The organism is Marinobacterium sediminicola (assembly GCF_022343685.1).
Taxonomy (GTDB): Bacteria; Pseudomonadota; Gammaproteobacteria; order Pseudomonadales; family Balneatricaceae; genus Marinobacterium; species Marinobacterium sediminicola.
This window is the reverse complement of sequence record NZ_CP092123.1, coordinates 1,089,991-1,106,470: the sequence shown is the minus strand read 5'-3', so window position 1 is coordinate 1,106,470 and position 16,480 is coordinate 1,089,991. Positions and strand designations below refer to the sequence as shown.

17 protein-coding genes are annotated in these 16,480 nt (G+C 58.7%); 2 read left to right on the top strand and 15 right to left on the bottom strand.

Annotation, left to right across the window (positions count from 1 at the left end; all coding sequences use genetic code 11):
* Positions 1-10: 10 nt before the first annotated feature.
* The 11 genes from LN244_RS05170 to LN244_RS05120 form a co-directional block, all read right to left on the bottom strand.
* Positions 11-796 carry an SDR family oxidoreductase gene (locus LN244_RS05170; protein ID WP_239041781.1) on the bottom strand — a complete coding sequence of 262 codons (786 nt, stop codon included), beginning with the start codon at positions 794-796 and terminating at the stop codon, positions 11-13.
* Positions 797-807: 11 nt separating this feature from the next.
* A complete protein-coding gene (locus tag LN244_RS05165; protein WP_239041780.1) occupies positions 808-1,692 on the bottom strand; it encodes an SDR family oxidoreductase in 885 nt (294 codons plus the stop codon).
* A 71-nt stretch (positions 1,693-1,763) separates the two neighbouring features.
* Entirely contained in the window at positions 1,764-2,918 is a 1,155-nt protein-coding gene (locus tag LN244_RS05160) for an acetyl-CoA C-acetyltransferase (RefSeq protein WP_239041779.1), read from the bottom strand.
* Positions 2,918-3,979: an acyl-CoA dehydrogenase family protein gene (locus tag LN244_RS05155; RefSeq protein WP_239041778.1), complete on the bottom strand. Its 1,062-nt coding sequence runs from the start codon at positions 3,977-3,979 to the stop codon at positions 2,918-2,920. The genes LN244_RS05160 and LN244_RS05155 overlap by 1 nt, the downstream gene beginning before the upstream one ends.
* A gap of 8 nt (positions 3,980-3,987) precedes the next feature.
* Complete coding sequence (locus LN244_RS05150; protein ID WP_239041777.1) at positions 3,988-5,154, bottom strand: acyl-CoA dehydrogenase family protein; 1,167 nt, start codon at positions 5,152-5,154, stop codon at positions 3,988-3,990.
* Between the two features lie 8 nt (positions 5,155-5,162).
* Positions 5,163-5,915, bottom strand: coding sequence for an enoyl-CoA hydratase family protein (locus LN244_RS05145; protein ID WP_239041776.1), 753 nt, complete (start codon positions 5,913-5,915; stop codon positions 5,163-5,165).
* Position 5,916: 1 nt separating this feature from the next.
* A complete protein-coding gene (locus LN244_RS05140) occupies positions 5,917-7,020 on the bottom strand; it encodes an NAD(P)H-dependent flavin oxidoreductase (RefSeq protein ID WP_239041775.1) in 1,104 nt (367 codons plus the stop codon).
* A complete protein-coding gene (locus LN244_RS05135) occupies positions 7,017-7,940 on the bottom strand; it encodes an enoyl-CoA hydratase (RefSeq protein ID WP_239041774.1) in 924 nt (307 codons plus the stop codon). The genes LN244_RS05140 and LN244_RS05135 overlap by 4 nt, the downstream gene beginning before the upstream one ends.
* 13 nt (positions 7,941-7,953) lie before the next feature.
* The gene (locus tag LN244_RS05130; protein ID WP_239041773.1) at positions 7,954-8,763 is read right to left on the bottom strand and encodes a CoA-transferase subunit beta; all 810 of its coding nucleotides are present in this window, start codon (positions 8,761-8,763) and stop codon (positions 7,954-7,956) included.
* Between the two features lie 14 nt (positions 8,764-8,777).
* Positions 8,778-9,650, bottom strand: a complete 873-nt coding sequence (locus LN244_RS05125) for a CoA transferase subunit A (protein ID WP_239041772.1) — start codon at positions 9,648-9,650, stop codon at positions 8,778-8,780.
* A gap of 28 nt (positions 9,651-9,678) precedes the next feature.
* Positions 9,679-10,569: a VOC family protein gene (locus tag LN244_RS05120; protein ID WP_239041771.1), complete on the bottom strand. Its 891-nt coding sequence runs from the start codon at positions 10,567-10,569 to the stop codon at positions 9,679-9,681.
* A 257-nt stretch (positions 10,570-10,826) separates the two neighbouring features.
* Here LN244_RS05120 and LN244_RS05115 point away from each other — a divergent pair, with 257 nt between their 5' ends.
* Positions 10,827-12,752 (top strand): FAD-dependent monooxygenase, encoded by a 1,926-nt coding sequence (locus LN244_RS05115; protein ID WP_239041770.1) that lies wholly within the window; start codon positions 10,827-10,829, stop codon positions 12,750-12,752.
* Positions 12,753-13,028: 276 nt separating this feature from the next.
* On the opposite strand, the gene LN244_RS05110 is transcribed toward LN244_RS05115, so the two are convergent.
* Positions 13,029-13,973: an IS481 family transposase gene (locus LN244_RS05110; RefSeq protein WP_239040410.1), complete on the bottom strand. Its 945-nt coding sequence runs from the start codon at positions 13,971-13,973 to the stop codon at positions 13,029-13,031.
* Positions 13,974-14,055: 82 nt separating this feature from the next.
* The gene (locus LN244_RS05105; RefSeq protein ID WP_239041769.1) at positions 14,056-14,319 is read right to left on the bottom strand and encodes a hypothetical protein; all 264 of its coding nucleotides are present in this window, start codon (positions 14,317-14,319) and stop codon (positions 14,056-14,058) included.
* A gap of 243 nt (positions 14,320-14,562) precedes the next feature.
* On the opposite strand from LN244_RS05105, the gene LN244_RS05100 reads away from it, so the two are divergent.
* Positions 14,563-15,045, top strand: coding sequence for a site-specific integrase (locus LN244_RS05100; RefSeq protein ID WP_338037884.1), 483 nt, complete (start codon positions 14,563-14,565; stop codon positions 15,043-15,045).
* Here the strand turns inward: LN244_RS05100 and LN244_RS05095 are convergent.
* Together LN244_RS05095 and LN244_RS05090 are read right to left on the bottom strand one after the other, a co-directional pair.
* Positions 14,997-15,368, bottom strand: coding sequence for a thiol-disulfide oxidoreductase DCC family protein (locus LN244_RS05095; RefSeq protein ID WP_239041767.1), 372 nt, complete (start codon positions 15,366-15,368; stop codon positions 14,997-14,999). The genes LN244_RS05100 and LN244_RS05095 overlap by 49 nt on opposite strands.
* A gap of 177 nt (positions 15,369-15,545) precedes the next feature.
* Positions 15,546-16,478, bottom strand: coding sequence for a bifunctional OB-fold nucleic acid binding domain-containing protein/MaoC family dehydratase (locus LN244_RS05090; RefSeq protein WP_239041766.1), 933 nt, complete (start codon positions 16,476-16,478; stop codon positions 15,546-15,548).
* Positions 16,479-16,480 lie beyond the last annotated feature (2 nt).

The following is a 16,480-nucleotide window of genomic DNA, read 5'->3' as shown; positions in this document are numbered from 1 at the left end:
ATCAATCTCCTTAGGCGTGCTGAGAGCTGACCGAGAGCACTTCACCGGTCATGTAGGACGAGTAATCGCTGGCCAGGAACATCATCACGTTGGCCACTTCCCAGACCTCGGCCGCACGACCAAAGGCTTCGCGGCTGGCCAGCTGCGCCAGCAGCTCTTCGCTGGAGGCTTTCTTGAGGAAATCATGCAGCGCGATCGACGGTGACACCGCATTGATGCGCACGCCATGCTCGGCGGCTTCCAGTGCACTGCAGCGGGTCAGCGCCATCACCCCGGCCTTGGCCGCGGCGTAATGCGCCTGTTCCTTCTGCGCACGCCAGCCCAGTACCGAGGCGTTGTTGACGATGGCACCGGCGCCGCGTGCCTGCATGTGCGGCAGCATGGCGCGGGTCATGCGGAAGGTGCCGGTCAGGGTGATATCCAGCACCCGGTGCCACTCTTCGTCGCTCATCTCGACCACGGTCTTCTGACCGCCGAGACCAGCGTTGTTGATCAGTACATCGACACCGCCCAGCTGCTCCTCGGCAGCGGCAACCAGTGCCTGGACTTCTTCTTCCACGGTGACGTTACACAGCTGGCCGTAGACTTCGTTCAGGCCGGTCTCCTGCTTCAGCGCCGCGACCGCCTCTTCCAGACGACGCGGATGGATGTCGGAGATCATCAGCGCACGACAGCCCTCTTCGGCAGCACGCTTGGCGGCCGAAAAACCGATGCCCGCCCCAGCAGCAGCTGTAATCAGCACGGACTTGCCCTTGAGCAGACCGTGACCTTCAACGTATTTCGGAATAGTGCTCATGTGCGTTCTCCTCAGCTGCCCCAGACTTTCTGTGCCGGAACGGCGTCTTTAATCAGTTTGTGGACCACTTCACCCAGCTCGGACGGCTCCCAACGGTCGCCCTTGTCCACGCCTTCAGTGGTGCGCCAGCCGTCACAGATACAGATGCGACCGCCTTCGGACTCGAACACCTTGCCGGTGACATCGCCCGCTTCCTCGGAGGCCAGCCAGGCCAGCAGTGAAGACACGTTTTCCGGTGCCCAGTAGTCGAAGCTGCCGTCTTCCGGCTTGGCCATACGGGTAGCCATGGCTTCAACGGCGGTCGTCATGCCGGTACGCGCCGCCGGCGCAACCGCATTGGCAGTGATGCCGTAACGGCCCAGCTCGGCAGCCTGGTTCAGCGTCAGTGCAGCGATACCGCCCTTGGCAGCAGCGTAGTTGGACTGACCGATGGAGCCCTGCAGGCCCGCACCGGAGGTGGTATTGATGATGCGTGCAGCTACCTGCTTGCCCGCCTTGACCTGATCACGCCAGTAGTGAACGGCATGGGAGGAGATGCAGAAGTGCCCTTTCAGGTGCACCGCCATGATGGTGTCCCACTCCTGTTCGGTCATGGACGCGAACATGCGGTCGCGGTTCACACCGGCATTGTTCAGCACAATGTGCAGATCACCGAAGCTCTCGATGGCCTGCTTGACAGCGTTGGCGCTGTCTTCGTAGTTGGTGATGTCGGAGGTGTTGACCACCGCCTTGCCACCGGCTGCGGTGATCTCGTCAACTACAGCCTGAGCCGCAGCTTCATTGATGTCGTTGACAACAACGGCACAGCCTTCGGCGGCAAATACTTTGGCATGCGCGGCACCCAAACCACCGCCGGCACCGGTAATGATGGCCACTCGGCCCTGAAGAATAGACATAACTCTCCCCTGGACCCGCCGCAGCGGGTCAGTCAATTCAAGTACGGATAGCTAGAAAAGGATGTTGGCTATCAACCTAAGCGTTCGATAATGGTCACATTGGCCTGGCCGCCGCCTTCGCACATGGTCTGCAAACCGTAACGACCGCCCCGGCGCTCCAGTTCATGCAGCAAACCGGTCATCAGACGCGCACCGCTGGCACCCAACGGGTGACCCAGGGCGATTGCACCGCCGTTGACGTTGGTCTTGTCATGGCTATAACCGGTCTCCTGCAACCAGGACATCACCACGGACGCAAAGGCTTCGTTGATCTCGACCAGGTCGATCTGATCCAGGGTCATACCCGCTTTCTTCATCGCCGCTTCGGTAGCCGGGATCGGTGCACGCAAATGCCAGATGGGATCGTCACCGCAGACACTGATGTGATGGATGCGGGCGCGCGGCGTCAGGTTGTAACGCTTGAGCGCAGCTTCCGACACCACCAGCAGCGCAGCGGAGGCATCACAGGTCTGGCTGGAAACAGCCGCGGTGATCGACGGATAGGTCGGGTCCACCGGCTCCAGCTCAGCCATCTTTTCCAGCGTGGTTTGACGCGGGGTCTCGTCACGGGTCACGCCTTCCAGCGGCACGATCTCGCGGTCAAAGTGACCGGCTTCAATCGCCGCAATGGCACGGCGGTGACTTTCCAGTGCGAAGGCTTCCATGTCGGCGCGGCTGATGCCCCAGTGATCCGCGATGCGCTGAGCGGCATAGAACTGGTTCACCGGTGCATCACCGAAACGCGCCTGCCAGCCCTTGCTCTCGGCAAAGGGCGTGGTGAAGCCGTAGGGCTGGCCGGCCAGCATGGCGGCCGAGATCGGAATCTGGGTCATGGTCTGAACACCGCCCACGGCGATCACGTCCTGAGTGCCGCTCATCACCGCCTGGGCCGCGAAGTGCAGCGCCTGCTGTGACGAACCGCACTGGCGGTCCACGGTAGTACCCGCCACATTGAGCGGCAGACCGGCAGCCAGCCAGCTGGTCCGGGCGATATCACCGGCCTGAGAGCCGATGGTGTCCACGCAGCCGAAAATGACGTCGTCATACGCGTCGGCCGGGATGGCGTTACGCGCCACCAGCGCCTTGAGCACATGCGCACCCAGATCGATGGCGTGGACATGGGACAACCCGCCCTTGCGGCGCCCGGTGGGCGTGCGCAGGGCATCGACAATATAGGCTTCAGCCATCATGACCTCCCGAATGTCTGACCCGGGCCCAGAGGCGCGTCGTCAGCAAAGATGGCGGCGCTGATACGCGCCTTGTGGAAGGCACGATCTCCCCAGGAGGATTCCAGTGCCCAGGTGCGTTTCATGAACATCTGCAGGTCCACTTCCCAGGTGTACCCCATGGCGCCGTGTACCTGGATGCCGTGACGGGCCGCCAGGTGCGCCGCTTCAGCACAGGCCACATGCGCCTGAGAAATGTGCAGAGCGGCGTCAGCCTGACCGTGCTGCAGCGAGTAGGCCGCACGGTAAAGCACCGGCTTGGCGAATTCGATTTTGCTGGCCACATCGGCCAGATGGTGCTTCACCGCCTGGAAGCTGCCGATGGGCTTGCCGAACTGCTTGCGCTGAGCCACATAGTCAACGGACAGGTCCAGCATGCGCTGAGCCAGACCCAGCAACTGGCCCGCCACCGAGAGCGCACCACGGTTCAGTGCTTCTTCCCAGATCGGCGCACCGGTTTCAGCGTCCGCAACACGGGTCGAATTGCTCGGCTCCCACATCACCCGACACAGGCGGCGGGAAGAGTCGATGCTGGCGTTGTGCTCCACGTCAATCAGCGAGCGCGGCACCGCATGGATCTCACCCTCGTGATTGAGCAGGGTGAAGTCAGCCAGATGGGCGTCGGCCACCAGAGGATTGACCGGATGACCGACGGCGATACGGATGCTGCCCTCAGCAATCTGTTCCAGCCAGCCGTTACGGTCTGCGACGGTCTCGGGCAGGGCCGCAATCAGTCCGGCACTGACATAGGCGGTGTCCGCCAGAGAGTCAGGAATGCCGTAGTAGCCCAGCTCCTGGGTCATCAGCGACCAGACCACATCACCCATGCCCAGGCCACCGGCCTCTTCAGGAATGGACAAGGCAGTCAGGCCCTGCTCGGCCATTTTATTGCGCAGATCCGGTGAACGGCCGGCATCGGTTTCCCAGATTTCGCGCAGCGCTTCCGGAGCCGCCTCGGTCATCAGGAAGCGGCTGATCGCATCCTGGAAGGCGCGTTCGTCATCAGTAAAAGTGAAGTCCATGGCGCACCTCAGGCTTTCGGCAGGCCAAGCATGCGCTCGGCAATAATGTTGCGTTGAATCTCGTTGGCACCAGCGTAGATCGGGCCGGCCTGAGCAAACAGGAAGCCCTCCAGCCAGCCGTGGTCATCCTGGTTCTGCGGCGCGCTGGAGAGCAGTTCGCCACGAGCACCCAGAATGCGCATCGCCGTTTCATGGATCTTCAGATCCAGCTCGGACCAGATGATCTTGTTGATGCTGGACTCGGCACCGATCTTTTCGCCACGGGCCAGACGACCTACGGACTGATAAGCCGACAACGCATAGGATTCGGCACCGGCCCAGACATCCATCACCGCATCGCGAATGCTCGGGTCACGATCAGCGGCGGCCTGGTTGGCCTTGTACAGCTCGACCAGCTTGCGTACCGGCTGCTGGAATCGGGCCGGTGAACGCAGCAACAGACCACGCTCGAAACCGGCGGTGGCCATGGCCACATGCCAGCCGCTGCCCTCTTCACCGATGCGGTTTTCAACCGGCACACGCACGTTGTCGAAGAAGATTTCGGCAAAGGCATCCTTACCGTTGAGCGCCTTGATCGGGCGAATGGTCACGCCTTCGGCATCCAGCGGCACCATCAGGAACGACAGACCGTGGTGACGCTTGGAGTCGGCATCGGAGCGGAACAGACCAAAGGCCCAATCGGCGTAGATGGCACGGGTGGACCAGGTCTTCTGGCCGTTGATCACGTAGTGATCGCCATCACGGATCGCCTTGGAGGAGATCGCCGCCATATCGGAGCCGGCGTTGGGCTCGGACCAGGCCTGCGCCCACATGTCGTCACTGGCCGCCATGCGCGGCAGGAAGCGTTTTTTCTGCTCCTCGGTGCCGAACTCCATCAGTGTCGGGCCCAACAGCAGCTGGCCGTTCTGGTTCACGCGCATGGGCGCGTCGGCACCGTAGTATTCCTCTTCGAAGATCAGCCACTCGGTCAGGTCACAGCCACGGCCACCCAACTCTTCCGGCCACATCACCATCGACAGGCGCGCATCAAACAGCTTGCGCTCCCATTCACGGTGCTGCTCAAACCCTTCGCAGGTGTCATAGCTGGCCAGCTTCTGCGCCGGCAGATTGTCCTTTAGCCACGCACGCACTTCCTGGCGGAAAGCCTGCTGGCGGGGGGTATAATTCAGATCCATGGCGAACCTCAGAAACTGGCGTCACGTTTTTCGACAAAGGCACGGCGGGTTTCCGCCGAATCCGGACTGGTGTACGCCTGCAGGGTGAAGCCCTGCTCCCAGCGGTACTTGTCTTCCAGATTGCCATCCTCAATTCCGTTCAGGGCTTCCTTGGCGATGCGGATCATGTCCGGGCTCTTGGCCGCGATCTTGGCCGCAATCTCCAGCGCCGCTTCACGCAGCTGCTCTTTCGGTACGATGCGCTCGATGAAGTTGTAGCGATCGGCTTCACGGGCCGATACCGCCTCACCGGTGAAGAACATCTGGCGCACTTTCTGTACCGGGAACAGACGCTGCAGGTGAGCACCGCCGCCCATGGCGCCACGGTCCACTTCCGGCAGTGCGAAGCTGGCACACTCGGACGCCACCACGATGTCGGCGGCGCCGGTGATGCCGATGCCACCGCCGAGCACATAACCGTGAACCGCGACAATAACCGGCACCTCACAGCGGTGAACCGCCTTGAAGGTGGCGTAGTTGCCGCCATTCACCGCGACGATGCGTTCGGGGTGCTGATCCAGTTCCTTGATATCCACGCCGGCACAGAAGCCGCGCCCTTCCGAACGGATCACAACCACGCGCACATCCGGGTTGCGACCCAGAGCGTCAATCCCCTCGGCCAGCTCAAACCACTCACGGCTGTCCAGGGCATTCACCGGGGGCTTGGCAATGACCAGCTCGGCCACACCGTTTTCAATCCGGGTCGTAAAAGCAGTACTCATATCAGGAAGCCTCCTCCAGAGCCTGACCATTGGCGCGGGCACACAGCGCCTCCAGACAGGTTTCAGCTTCACCGGCGATCGACGCGATCAGGTCCGGTGCGCTAATCAATTCATTGATGGCCGCGGCCACCTGGCCGCTGGGCAGAATGCCCTCGTCAGGGAAGCCCTGAACCATGGAACGCTGCAGCAGAACCGGCTGGTTGGCAGACATCACCACCTGCGACATCTGCGCCGGGTCCTCTTTCACAGCCTTGAAGAATGTTTTCAGCATGTGGCCGAAGGTCATGCCGGTCTCACGCTTCCACTGACGCGCACTGCTCAGCGCGATCCACAGCTTGCGCATGGGACTGGCCCCTTCCAGCTTGTGGATAAAGGCGTTTTCGACCATGCGGTGGCGCATGCCATCCACCGCCAGGGTGACGCGAATCTTCTGCGGGTCCTGAACAGCCAGATAACGCTCCAGCGTCTGCTGCGGGGTGGGTGAATCCGACGTCATCATGAAGCGGGTGCCCATGGCGATACCGGCAGCACCGGCGGCCAATGCCGAAGCCAGACCACGACCGGTGGAATAGCCACCCGCCGCAATCACGGGCACATCGACCGCATCCAGCACCTGCGGCAGCAGAATGGTGGTCGGTACGCCACCGGTGTGACCGCCGCCTTCGCTGCCCTGAATGGTGATCATGTCAGCACCGAGTTGAACCGCTTTCACCGCATGCTTGAGCGCCCCAACGGTGGGGATACAGAGCACACCGGCCGCCTTGAGTCGACCGATGGTCTCCTTGTCCGGGCCACGGCCATAGCTCACAGCCTTCAAGCGGTACTTGATCGCCAGTTCCACGCACTGCATGGCGTTTTCCTGGAACATGTGGAAGTTGAGACCAAAGTTGCTGCCACCGGTCGCGTTGATCACTTTCAGGATCTCGTCTTCCAGCTTTGCAGGCTCGATGGTGGCACCGGCCAGAAAGCCGAAGCCGCCGCCGTTGGTGGTGGCGATCACCAGATTGGCGTCCGACACCCAGCCCATGGCCGTCTGGATGATCGGGTAACGACATCCCAGACGACGGGTCAACTCGGTCTGCAACAGCGGGCTGGTGCTGTTCATGCTTTCTCTCCGCTGTCACCCGCTTCGGCCTTGTTGGCCTTGACCATGCCCTTGGCGTCATAGCCGCCCAGCAGGTCACCGGAAATCTGTTCGTTATGAACGTGCGCAAAGTGATGCCAGGCGAAAGCCGCTTCCATACCGGTCCGCTTGCCCTGCAGGTCTTCTACGTGATTGATCACCTGCTTGGTCAGCGCCAGCCCCATGCGCGGCTGACGCGCAATCCTGGCCGCCATCTCATAGGTGGTGTCAGCCAGTTCCGCGCGAGTGGTGACCCGGTTAACCATGCCCATCTCGCGGGCACGCTCGGCACTCATGCGATCACCCAGGAAGAGGAATTCCTTGGCCACACGGGGATTGAGTTCGTAAGGGTGAGCAAAGTACTCGACACCCGGAATCCCCATACGCACTACCGGGTCCTGGAAGAAGGCATCGTCACTGGCAATGATCAGGTCACAGACCCAGGCCAGCATCAGGCCACCGGCGACACAGGCGCCCTGCACCATGGCGATGGTCGGCTTGGGCAGGTCACGCCAGCGGCGGCACATGCCCAGATAGACTTCCTGTTCACGCGCATAGAGGTATTCGCCACCCGGCTTGTTGGTGTGGTCCCACCAGAGGTGGCGGCGATCAAATTCCTTGTTGATATCGCGGCCGGGGGTGCCGATGTCATGACCGGCGGAAAAGTGCTTGCCTTCACCGCGCAGCACGATCACCTTGACGCTGTCGTCATCAACGGCCTGACGGAAAGCCGCGTCCAGGGCGTAGGTCATCTGCGAGTTCTGCGCGTTATTGAAGCTCGGGCGGTTCATGGTCACGGTGGCGATACCGTCTTTGACGCTGTACAGCACCGGCTGCTCGGTCTCGTAGACCGACTTGTCTTCGCGCTGCACGAATTCCTGCGATTGATTGGCTGCAGTCATGACAGGCTCCTGTTTACTGTTCGGTTGACGCGGTACGGATACCCGGCGGGTTATCCTTGAGCTGACGGGCACGCAGGTTGTGCGGGTCCAGCTGGGCGATGATCGCCAGCTGTTCTGCGGTCGGATGCGCGGTTTCGCCCATGTCCGGTGCTTTCAGCAGTTCAAAACCGGTATTGGCCTGAACTTCTTCGAAGGTCACGCCCGGGTGCAGGGAACGCACACGGATGGCGTGATCCGGGCCACCAAAATCCATCACACAGATGTTGGTGACGATGTGACGGATCTCCATCAGGTCCTGACGCATATCCTCGGTCCAGCGTGCCGGGTTGTAGCCCACGCCGGAAACCATATCGACTTCACCCGCCACGAAGGCACGCGTGTTGTGGCTGGGCACGAACAGCGAGTTGATGTGGTTGATGCTGTTGCCCGGCAGACCGCGCACACCCAGCATCGCCACCTTCGGCTTGTTGTAGTCACCCACCACGGACAGGTTGGTCTGACCGAAACGGTCGACCTGAGTCGGTCCGATCATGGCGTGACGCTTGCCACCCCAGACACACTCGAACACCCGCTCAAAGGACATGTAACCGGAGTACTTCGGCACATAGTCACCCCGCGGGCCGACCGGGATTGGCTCTTCAACCAGCAGCGATTCGCTGTCGGTCATGAGCAGCTCCGGGGTGTGGGTCATCTTCGCCAGACTGGCGCCCAGGCGCGGAATGATGCCCAGACCGGAGGCGAGGATTTCACCATCGCCGCGGAAAGCTTCGGAAGCGGCCACAATCATCAGTTCGGCCAGCGTAAATTCACAGTTGGTCGTCATTGTTGTGACTCTCCTCAGAATGTCGGCAGGGGCAGCTTGCCCATCGCTTCAACGCCACCATTGGCAGCCTGGTAAGCCTCTTCACCACCGTTGATGAACTCGTCCATGTACACCTGCCAGCCATTTTCATCACTGGCACTGGCGACATAGCGCTTGAGGTGGTTCAGATCCCAACCGTAATTCGGCGCACACATGGTCGGATGAGCCCCCATAGGCGCATGCACCACGCCCTGCACCAGGTAGCGCTCGAAGGTGTTGAAACGAGCGGTTGCCGCATCCAGCTCCAGCTTGTCTTCCAGCTCATCGGTGGAGACGATGCAACGCTCGGCGGCACGGGCCACCAGGTGGTCAAAATAGGGATCGCTGCCGGTGATCAGCGTGTTGCCCAGCTTGTCTGCCTTGTTGACGTGGATAAACGCCATATCCAGATTCAGCGCCGGCATCGCCAGCAGCTCTTCACCATCGTCGTATGGCGATTTGATGGTGCGCAGGTCGTTATGGGTGGTCACATCGGTGGCCAGACCACAGCGAGTCGGCAGGAACGGCAGACGCATGCCGGCGGCACGCAGCCCCCACTGGAACATGCCTTCATCCAGCTCCATCACTTCGATCTCGCCCGCCTGACGCACCTTGCGGAACCAGGGCTCCAGCGGGATCGCATCCAACGTGGCAAAACCGAAGATCAGCTTTTTCACTTTGCCGGCGGCACAGAGCATGCCCACTTCCGGTCCACCATAGGCAACCACGGTCAGGTCTTTAACGTCAGAGCGCAGGATCTCGCGCACGATCGCCATCGGCTTGCGCCGGGGACCCCAGCCACCAAAGCCGATGGTCATGCCATCGCGCAGCTGGGCTACCGCTTCCACGGTTGTCATCTGCTTGTTCATCTATAACTCCTTACTTGAAACCGGGCGCTTATTTGAAGCCGATCGAGAAGTCGTGTCCCCAGACACTGACGCGAGTAAATTCAAAGGCACTGTGCTCGCTCCAGTCGACCTGCAGGCCACCAAAGCCGTACTCCATATCGAAGCCGGACGGGGTTTTCATGTAGAACGAGGTCATGCGGTCGTTGAGGTGCTCGCCCAGCGTTGCGGACAACTTGACGCCGTTGGCTGTCATGCGGTCATGGGCACGCCCCACTTCAGTCATGGAGTCCACTTCCACCATGGCGTGAACACAGCCAGACGGTACCGGGAACTCGGCAATGGCCAGACTGTGGTGACGGGCGTTGTTACAGTGCATGAAGTGGATGCGCAGCGGATCGGCGTCCGGCGCAGGCTTGTGATTCATGATGTCGGAGAGACCGAAACCGAAGACGTTTTTCAGGAAGTCGCGGGTTTCGTCAAAGTTGGGAGCCGGCAGTACGATGTGCCCCAACCCCATATCACCGGTGACAAAGCGCGGCACGCCCTGTGGTGATACGAACGGCAGGAAGTCGGAACGGTGGCCCCAGTAGAGTTCGTGACGGTTACCCGCCGGATCACGTACAATGGCCAGCTGCTGAACGCCGCGCTGGTTGCACAGCGTCTTGTCGCCCGCTTCCCAGGCAATGCCCTTTTCGTCCAGCTCGGCGGTAGCGGCAGCAAAGGCTTCCTCCGATGCCAGCTCCCAACCGGAAGCGAGATAACGATTTTCGCTGCCTTCCAAAATCAGCATTCGGAAAGGGCGTTCATCCATTTTGACGTAGAGGCCGCCCTCAGGCGCTTCCGATGTCATCATGCCAAGTACGTTCTCGGCATAGTCCTGCCATTCCTTCAGGCTTTCAGCCTGGGCCACAAAGTAACCCAACTCGCGAATATCGATCATCTCATCCCTCCGGGGTCTTGTTCTTTTGCCCATTATCGGAAGGGAGGTACAGCGTCTCATCGTCCATTGAGACTAAACAGAATTCGGAAAAATGAATGGGATCAAATCCGGGGCTGGAAGACCGTGATTCTCTTGTCCCCATTTTCAGGTGACAAACCCTCTCGGGCTGAACGCCTAGGCTTAACCCATCTGACAAACGCCAATATCAGGCACTAAAGTAATAGTCAGCCGACCAATAACGATAAGAGGATTCTGTGATGCAGTATCATCTCAACGGCTTTAAGCCCGGCAACTACGAGATCCCGGATGCGGCCCGTGAACCTGCCCCCATTCCACCGATCGTGGACCTGCCCAAAGAAGTGGATGTCCTGATTGTGGGCTGCGGCCCTGCCGGGCTTGCGCTGGCACGTCAGCTGTCGGAATTTGCCGATATCAAGACCTGTATCGTTGATCAGAAGGACGGCCCGCTGCTGTTCGGCCAGGCGGATGGTATTTCCTGCCGTACCATGGAGATCATGGAAGCTTTCAACTGCAGCGAAATGATGGTGAAAGAATGCTATCAGCTGCGCCAGAACGCCTTCTGGGAGCCGGATACCGAGCATCCTGAAAACATCAAACGCACCCACAGGGTACGCGATGCGCGTCTTGGCCTGTCCGAGTTTGTCCACGGGGTCGTCAACCAGGCTCGTCTGCACGAACTGCTGCTTGAAGGGATGGAGCGTTCCGTCACCCATCTGGTGCCGCATTACAGCCGACGCCTGCTTGAACTGGACGTCGATGAAAGCCTGACTCAGGACCTGAGCGCCCACCCGATCACTGCCACCTTTGAACGCATCGGTGCCAGCCAGTCAGCCAAGGTCGAAACCATCAAGGCACGCTACGTGGTCGGCTGTGACGGCGCGCGCAGTGCGGTGCGCAAGAACCTGGGCATCCAGCTTGAAGGGGATTCCGCCAACAAGGCCTGGGGTGTCATGGATGTTCTGCCCGTGACCGACTTCCCCGACATCCGCGTAAAAAGCTTTGTCCAGTCGAAGGAAAACGGGGCGGTGATGATCGTCCCGCGCGAGGGCGGCTATCTGGTTCGCCTCTATGTCGAACTTGACCTGCTCGACAAGGATCAACGCGCCTCACAGCTGGACATGACCGCCGACGACATCATCGCCAAGGCACAGCTGATCATGCATCCTTACACACTGGATGTGAAGGAAGTGGCCTGGTGGTCCATCTACGAAGTCGGTCAACGTGTCGCCGATCGCTTTGACGACACCCCGGCGGGCAACCCTGACAATCTGATTCCGCGAGCCTTTGTGGCCGGCGATGCCTGTCACACCCACAGCCCCAAGGGTGGCTGGGGCCTGAACACTTCCCTGCCCGACACCTTCAACCTGGGCTGGAAACTGGCTGCTGTCATTCAGGGCAAAAGCCATCCCAAGCTGCTGCAAACCTACGAGGACGAACGTCGCAAAGTCGCCTTCATGCTGATCAATGCCGACCGCGAGATGTCCAAACTGGTGGCGACCCGTCCGACGGCCAATCAGGATGAACAACCAACGAAGAAGAGCACCGCTGATATCGAGAAGTTCATCGCCCGACAGAACGGTTTCATTGCCGGCACCTCCATCGGCTACGATGAATCCTACCTCTGTACCGGCCATGAACATCAGGGACTGGCAACCGGCTACCCCATTGGCCAGCGCTTCCACTCGGCCGAAGCGGTTCGCCTGGCCGATGGCCGGCCGGTGCATCTGGGCCACCTGGTGAAAGCCGACGGTCGCTGGCGCATCTTTATCTTCGGCGACGAGCAAAGTCCGCTGGAAACGAACTCGAAATCCGGCAAACTGATCGACTTCCTGGCCAATGCAGCCACCTCACCAGTGAAGAAATACACGCCTGAAGGCGCCGATATCGACGCCGTGATCGACACCTATGCGGTATTCCAGCAACAGGATCTGGGCATCGAACAGATGCCGGATTACCTCTGGCCGGCCAAGGGCAAATACGGCCTGAGGGATTACGAAAAGGTCTTCCGTACCGAGGAAGGCATGGATATCTTCGAGCAGCGTGGCATCGATCGCACCAACGGCTGCATGGTCGTGGTTCGCCCCGACCAGCATATCGCCACCATCCTGCCACTGGATGCACATGAGGAGCTGAGTGCGTTCTTTGATGAGTTTATGATCTGATCAAGCTGCTTTAAAAAGACAGCGCCTCTTGAAACAAGCAATACGCTTCAAGAGGCGCAGGGTCTGTGATTTAGTTTGGTTTTGGCCCAGAGCGGACGTTAAGTGGGCCATGCATTGACATACAAACCGTACAAATTATGTCATTAACGCCTCAATTTGCGGCGAGTTTCAGCGAGTCCGGCCACGTAGTGGCGAACAACATAGACTTGTTTATGCTACTTAGTCGAGAGCAGGGCACGAAATAATCTTCCCACTTTCATCGACTAGGTGTGAATACTAAACACCTTGTTCACGCAGCTTCGGTATTCGAGACACCGGCGGTAGATTTCCGATACTGCCATGAGGGCGCTGTTTATTGTAGTGGTTGATCCAGTCTGTCAGCGCCCAGGCCCTTGATATGTCGTTTGCGTAGGGCACTGCATATGCCCACTCCCTGATCATTGTTTGTATAAATCGCTCCGCCTTGCCGTTCGTTCTGGGCGTGTATGGGCGCGTGTATACATGCTTGATCCCTTCCCGTTGTAAAACTGCATTGAACCGACGGGAACGATAGGCTGGACCGTTATCGGTCATCAGGCGTTTCACCTCTACACCTATTCCGCGGTAGGCCGCTAGAGCGTTTTCCAAAAAGCGCGTTGTGGTGCCTTGCTGCTCATCTGGTAGTACCCGGGCAAACGCCCAGCGGCTGTGATCATCAATACAGATATGAACGCACTCATAACCCGCACCTCGGGTATTCTGGCGACGGTTGTTTGTCACGCGGTGGCCGGGCCTGTCGAAGCGAGGCAGCTTCTTGATATCCATATGCAGCATGTCACCCGGCGCGGGGTGTTCGTAGCGCTGCGCAGGTTGCACCGGCTCCAGGTGTGAGGCTCGATTGAGCTTAAGTCGGCGCAGTACAGCTGTCACTGTGGAGTAAGCCAGACTCAGTGCCTGTGCGATCTGCTTGGCAGTCCACTTGAGTGTCAGGCGCATCTTCTGAATCAGCTCAACCCACTGTTTCGGCATCTGCCTCGGTGAGGCGTGGGGACGGCTGGATGCTGACTCAAGACCAGCCTCACCTGCCTCTCGATAACGAGCAATCCACTTGTACACAGTGTGCGTGCTGATACCAAAAGTGCTGGCAATGTCTCGCACCGGCTGCCGCTTACGGAGGGCTCGATCAACGATCAGGGCTCGAATATGAGGCGTAGTTCGGGCATTCTTGTGAGGGTTGTTCATGTCGGTTGTTCTGTGCTGTTTGTTTGGCGATAACCAGCATCTCGAACTTAACCGGCGTGAACAACCTCCTTAGCACCCACAACTAGGGTTGCGGTAAAGTAAGGATTTTCGCCGCATTCAAATGTCCAGTTTTTCTGTCATGTCGCACTTCTAATAAGTTGCGATGAGCCTTACAGTTTTTTCTATAAAAGCATGAAACTATCTCGTCATCAGATAAGCCATGCTTTGCTACCAATGCCTGCAACATTAACTCTAGATTTTTATCGGTGATACTTCCTGATGGGATCATCAATTCGCTGACCTGGTCTAAGCCGTTCATTCCACGAATACGCCAATACCTTTTCATCTACGCATCCTTGTGCTGAGCATTAACATTTTAATACTGCGCATGCCTATTTTTGCTCAAATAAAGAGCAGTGAAGCGCTCACTAACTGACTGTATAGATTGGATAAATGATGAATCACAGCCATTCTCCTCCGTTGAAAACGAGCATGCGCAATTGCTTGAAAGGGTGTGCGCAGTATCCCACAACACAATATCCATAATTACCTGATACAGAACAATATTGCGTGTTGATTCTAGTCGCAAATGAGCACTCTCCTGCATCGGTTCGCACATAGGCATTCGACACACAAAAATACACTGTATACAAATACAAAATTATGCAATCAGTTATGCACAGGAGATGCTGACATGGGACGGAGCCTATTTCTGAACCATATTCGTCAAGAAATCAGGTTGCGTGGATACAGTATACGCACGGAGAAGACATACCTTCACTGGATCAAGCGTTATATCTACTTCCATAGGCTGACCCATCCGGAACAGATGGGAACACTGGAAGTACGTGCCTTTCTTACATGGTGTCTAACGAGCAACATGTATCTATCAATACACAGAAAACCGCTTTGGATGCACTGGCATTTCTTTACCACACGGTACTCAATAGTGATCTTGGCGACTTCGACCTTCTACGTGCCAGTAAACCCTTCCCGCGCGTGTCTGCTGGATTCACTATATGCTTATAGCCGTCCAGCCTTTCGCAGACGCCGGTTCACAAGCCAGCGGTAAAGACGGCTGGCAAGAGGCCGTATCAGCGGCCAGCCAATGAGGCGACCGAGCAATCGGTACCGTGGGATGCGGGCCATCAAAACGCGGTAGGCATCGAGTTCAGACAGGATGCGGCCATCGGCCGTACGGATATGCAGTTCGGTCAGCGCTTTGTGTGGATCGATGCCCAATTTCAGCAAGGCCTGTTCTTGACCAGTAATGTCAAACCACACGACCTGATTATCCGCTTCAGAATCGAGGTGTTCGTAATGTGCCCGATCACGAATGCACCTGGGGCAGGCCCCATCGTAAAAAACGGTAATCTGGTTGTCGGAGGCTGGCATGGTTGACTTCACTTCGGTGACTCGATTCATCCTTAAGAATAGTCAAATCTACCTGCCTGGGCGTTGAGACGGTGTGCTAACCAAACATCCAGCAAAATGCTGCCGCATTCCAAACCAAAAAAGCCGCCCCTCTCGCGAAGGGCGGCAAATCAAAGCACAGCATGAACAAGACAACGGTCAGCGATACAGGATCACAAGATCATTGATCACTGAAGGGCGGTCATTACCCACAACGTGGATATTGACCTCGAGCGTCAGCGCAGTGCCCTTGCGGGACTGCTGCACTGACTTCACCCGCGCACGGGCCTGGATCTCGGATCCGGCCGGAACGGGCGACGGGAAGCGCAGACGGTCAGAGCCGTAATTGACCATGGTCTGGAATCCCGTAATTTCAAACGGCAGCGCAAAGTTGAGGCGCGACTGCAATACCTGCACCAGCGAGCCGTGGGCGATGGTGGTGCCGAAGGGGCTATCCTTGGCGGCACGCTCCGGATCGGTGTGGATCCAGTAGTTGTCACCGGACAGCTCGGCAAAGGTGTTGATCAGTTCCTGATCGACCACAATGCTGTTGCTCCAGTCGGTGTATTCGTCGCTTACCAGTGCCTGCAAGGCGACCGGGTTGTCGACGCCGACCTGTACCTGGCCCTTGTCGTTGCGCGGCAGGCTGTCCAGCGGATTCACATACGGCAGGCTATCCAGGGCCTTGTCCGCAGCGGTGAAGCGCAGCAGGGTGTTGCCCTTGGCATCGACCTGATCCAGCACCGGCTTCAGCGCCATGCCGACCTTGATCTCGTCTTCGGCCAGCCCCACCAGGGTGGTGTTGACGCGCACGCCCTGTTCCAGCTCGACCACCGCCAGTGCCTGCGGCATTTCGTCGGCAAACTCCGGCAGCGTTGGAATACGGGTCAGCGTGTAGCTGTACAGCGTGCCCTTGCCGGACACCGGCTTCCACTCAAGATCATGGGCCAGGCAGTGCGTGCAGTGACGGCGCGGGTAGAACACCCAGCCGTCACAGGCGTTACATTGCTGGATACGGATCTCGCCTTCGTTCAGGCCCTGCCAGAAGGGCTTGGAGATCTCGGTCATCTCTGGCATCGGTTTCAGACTCATGA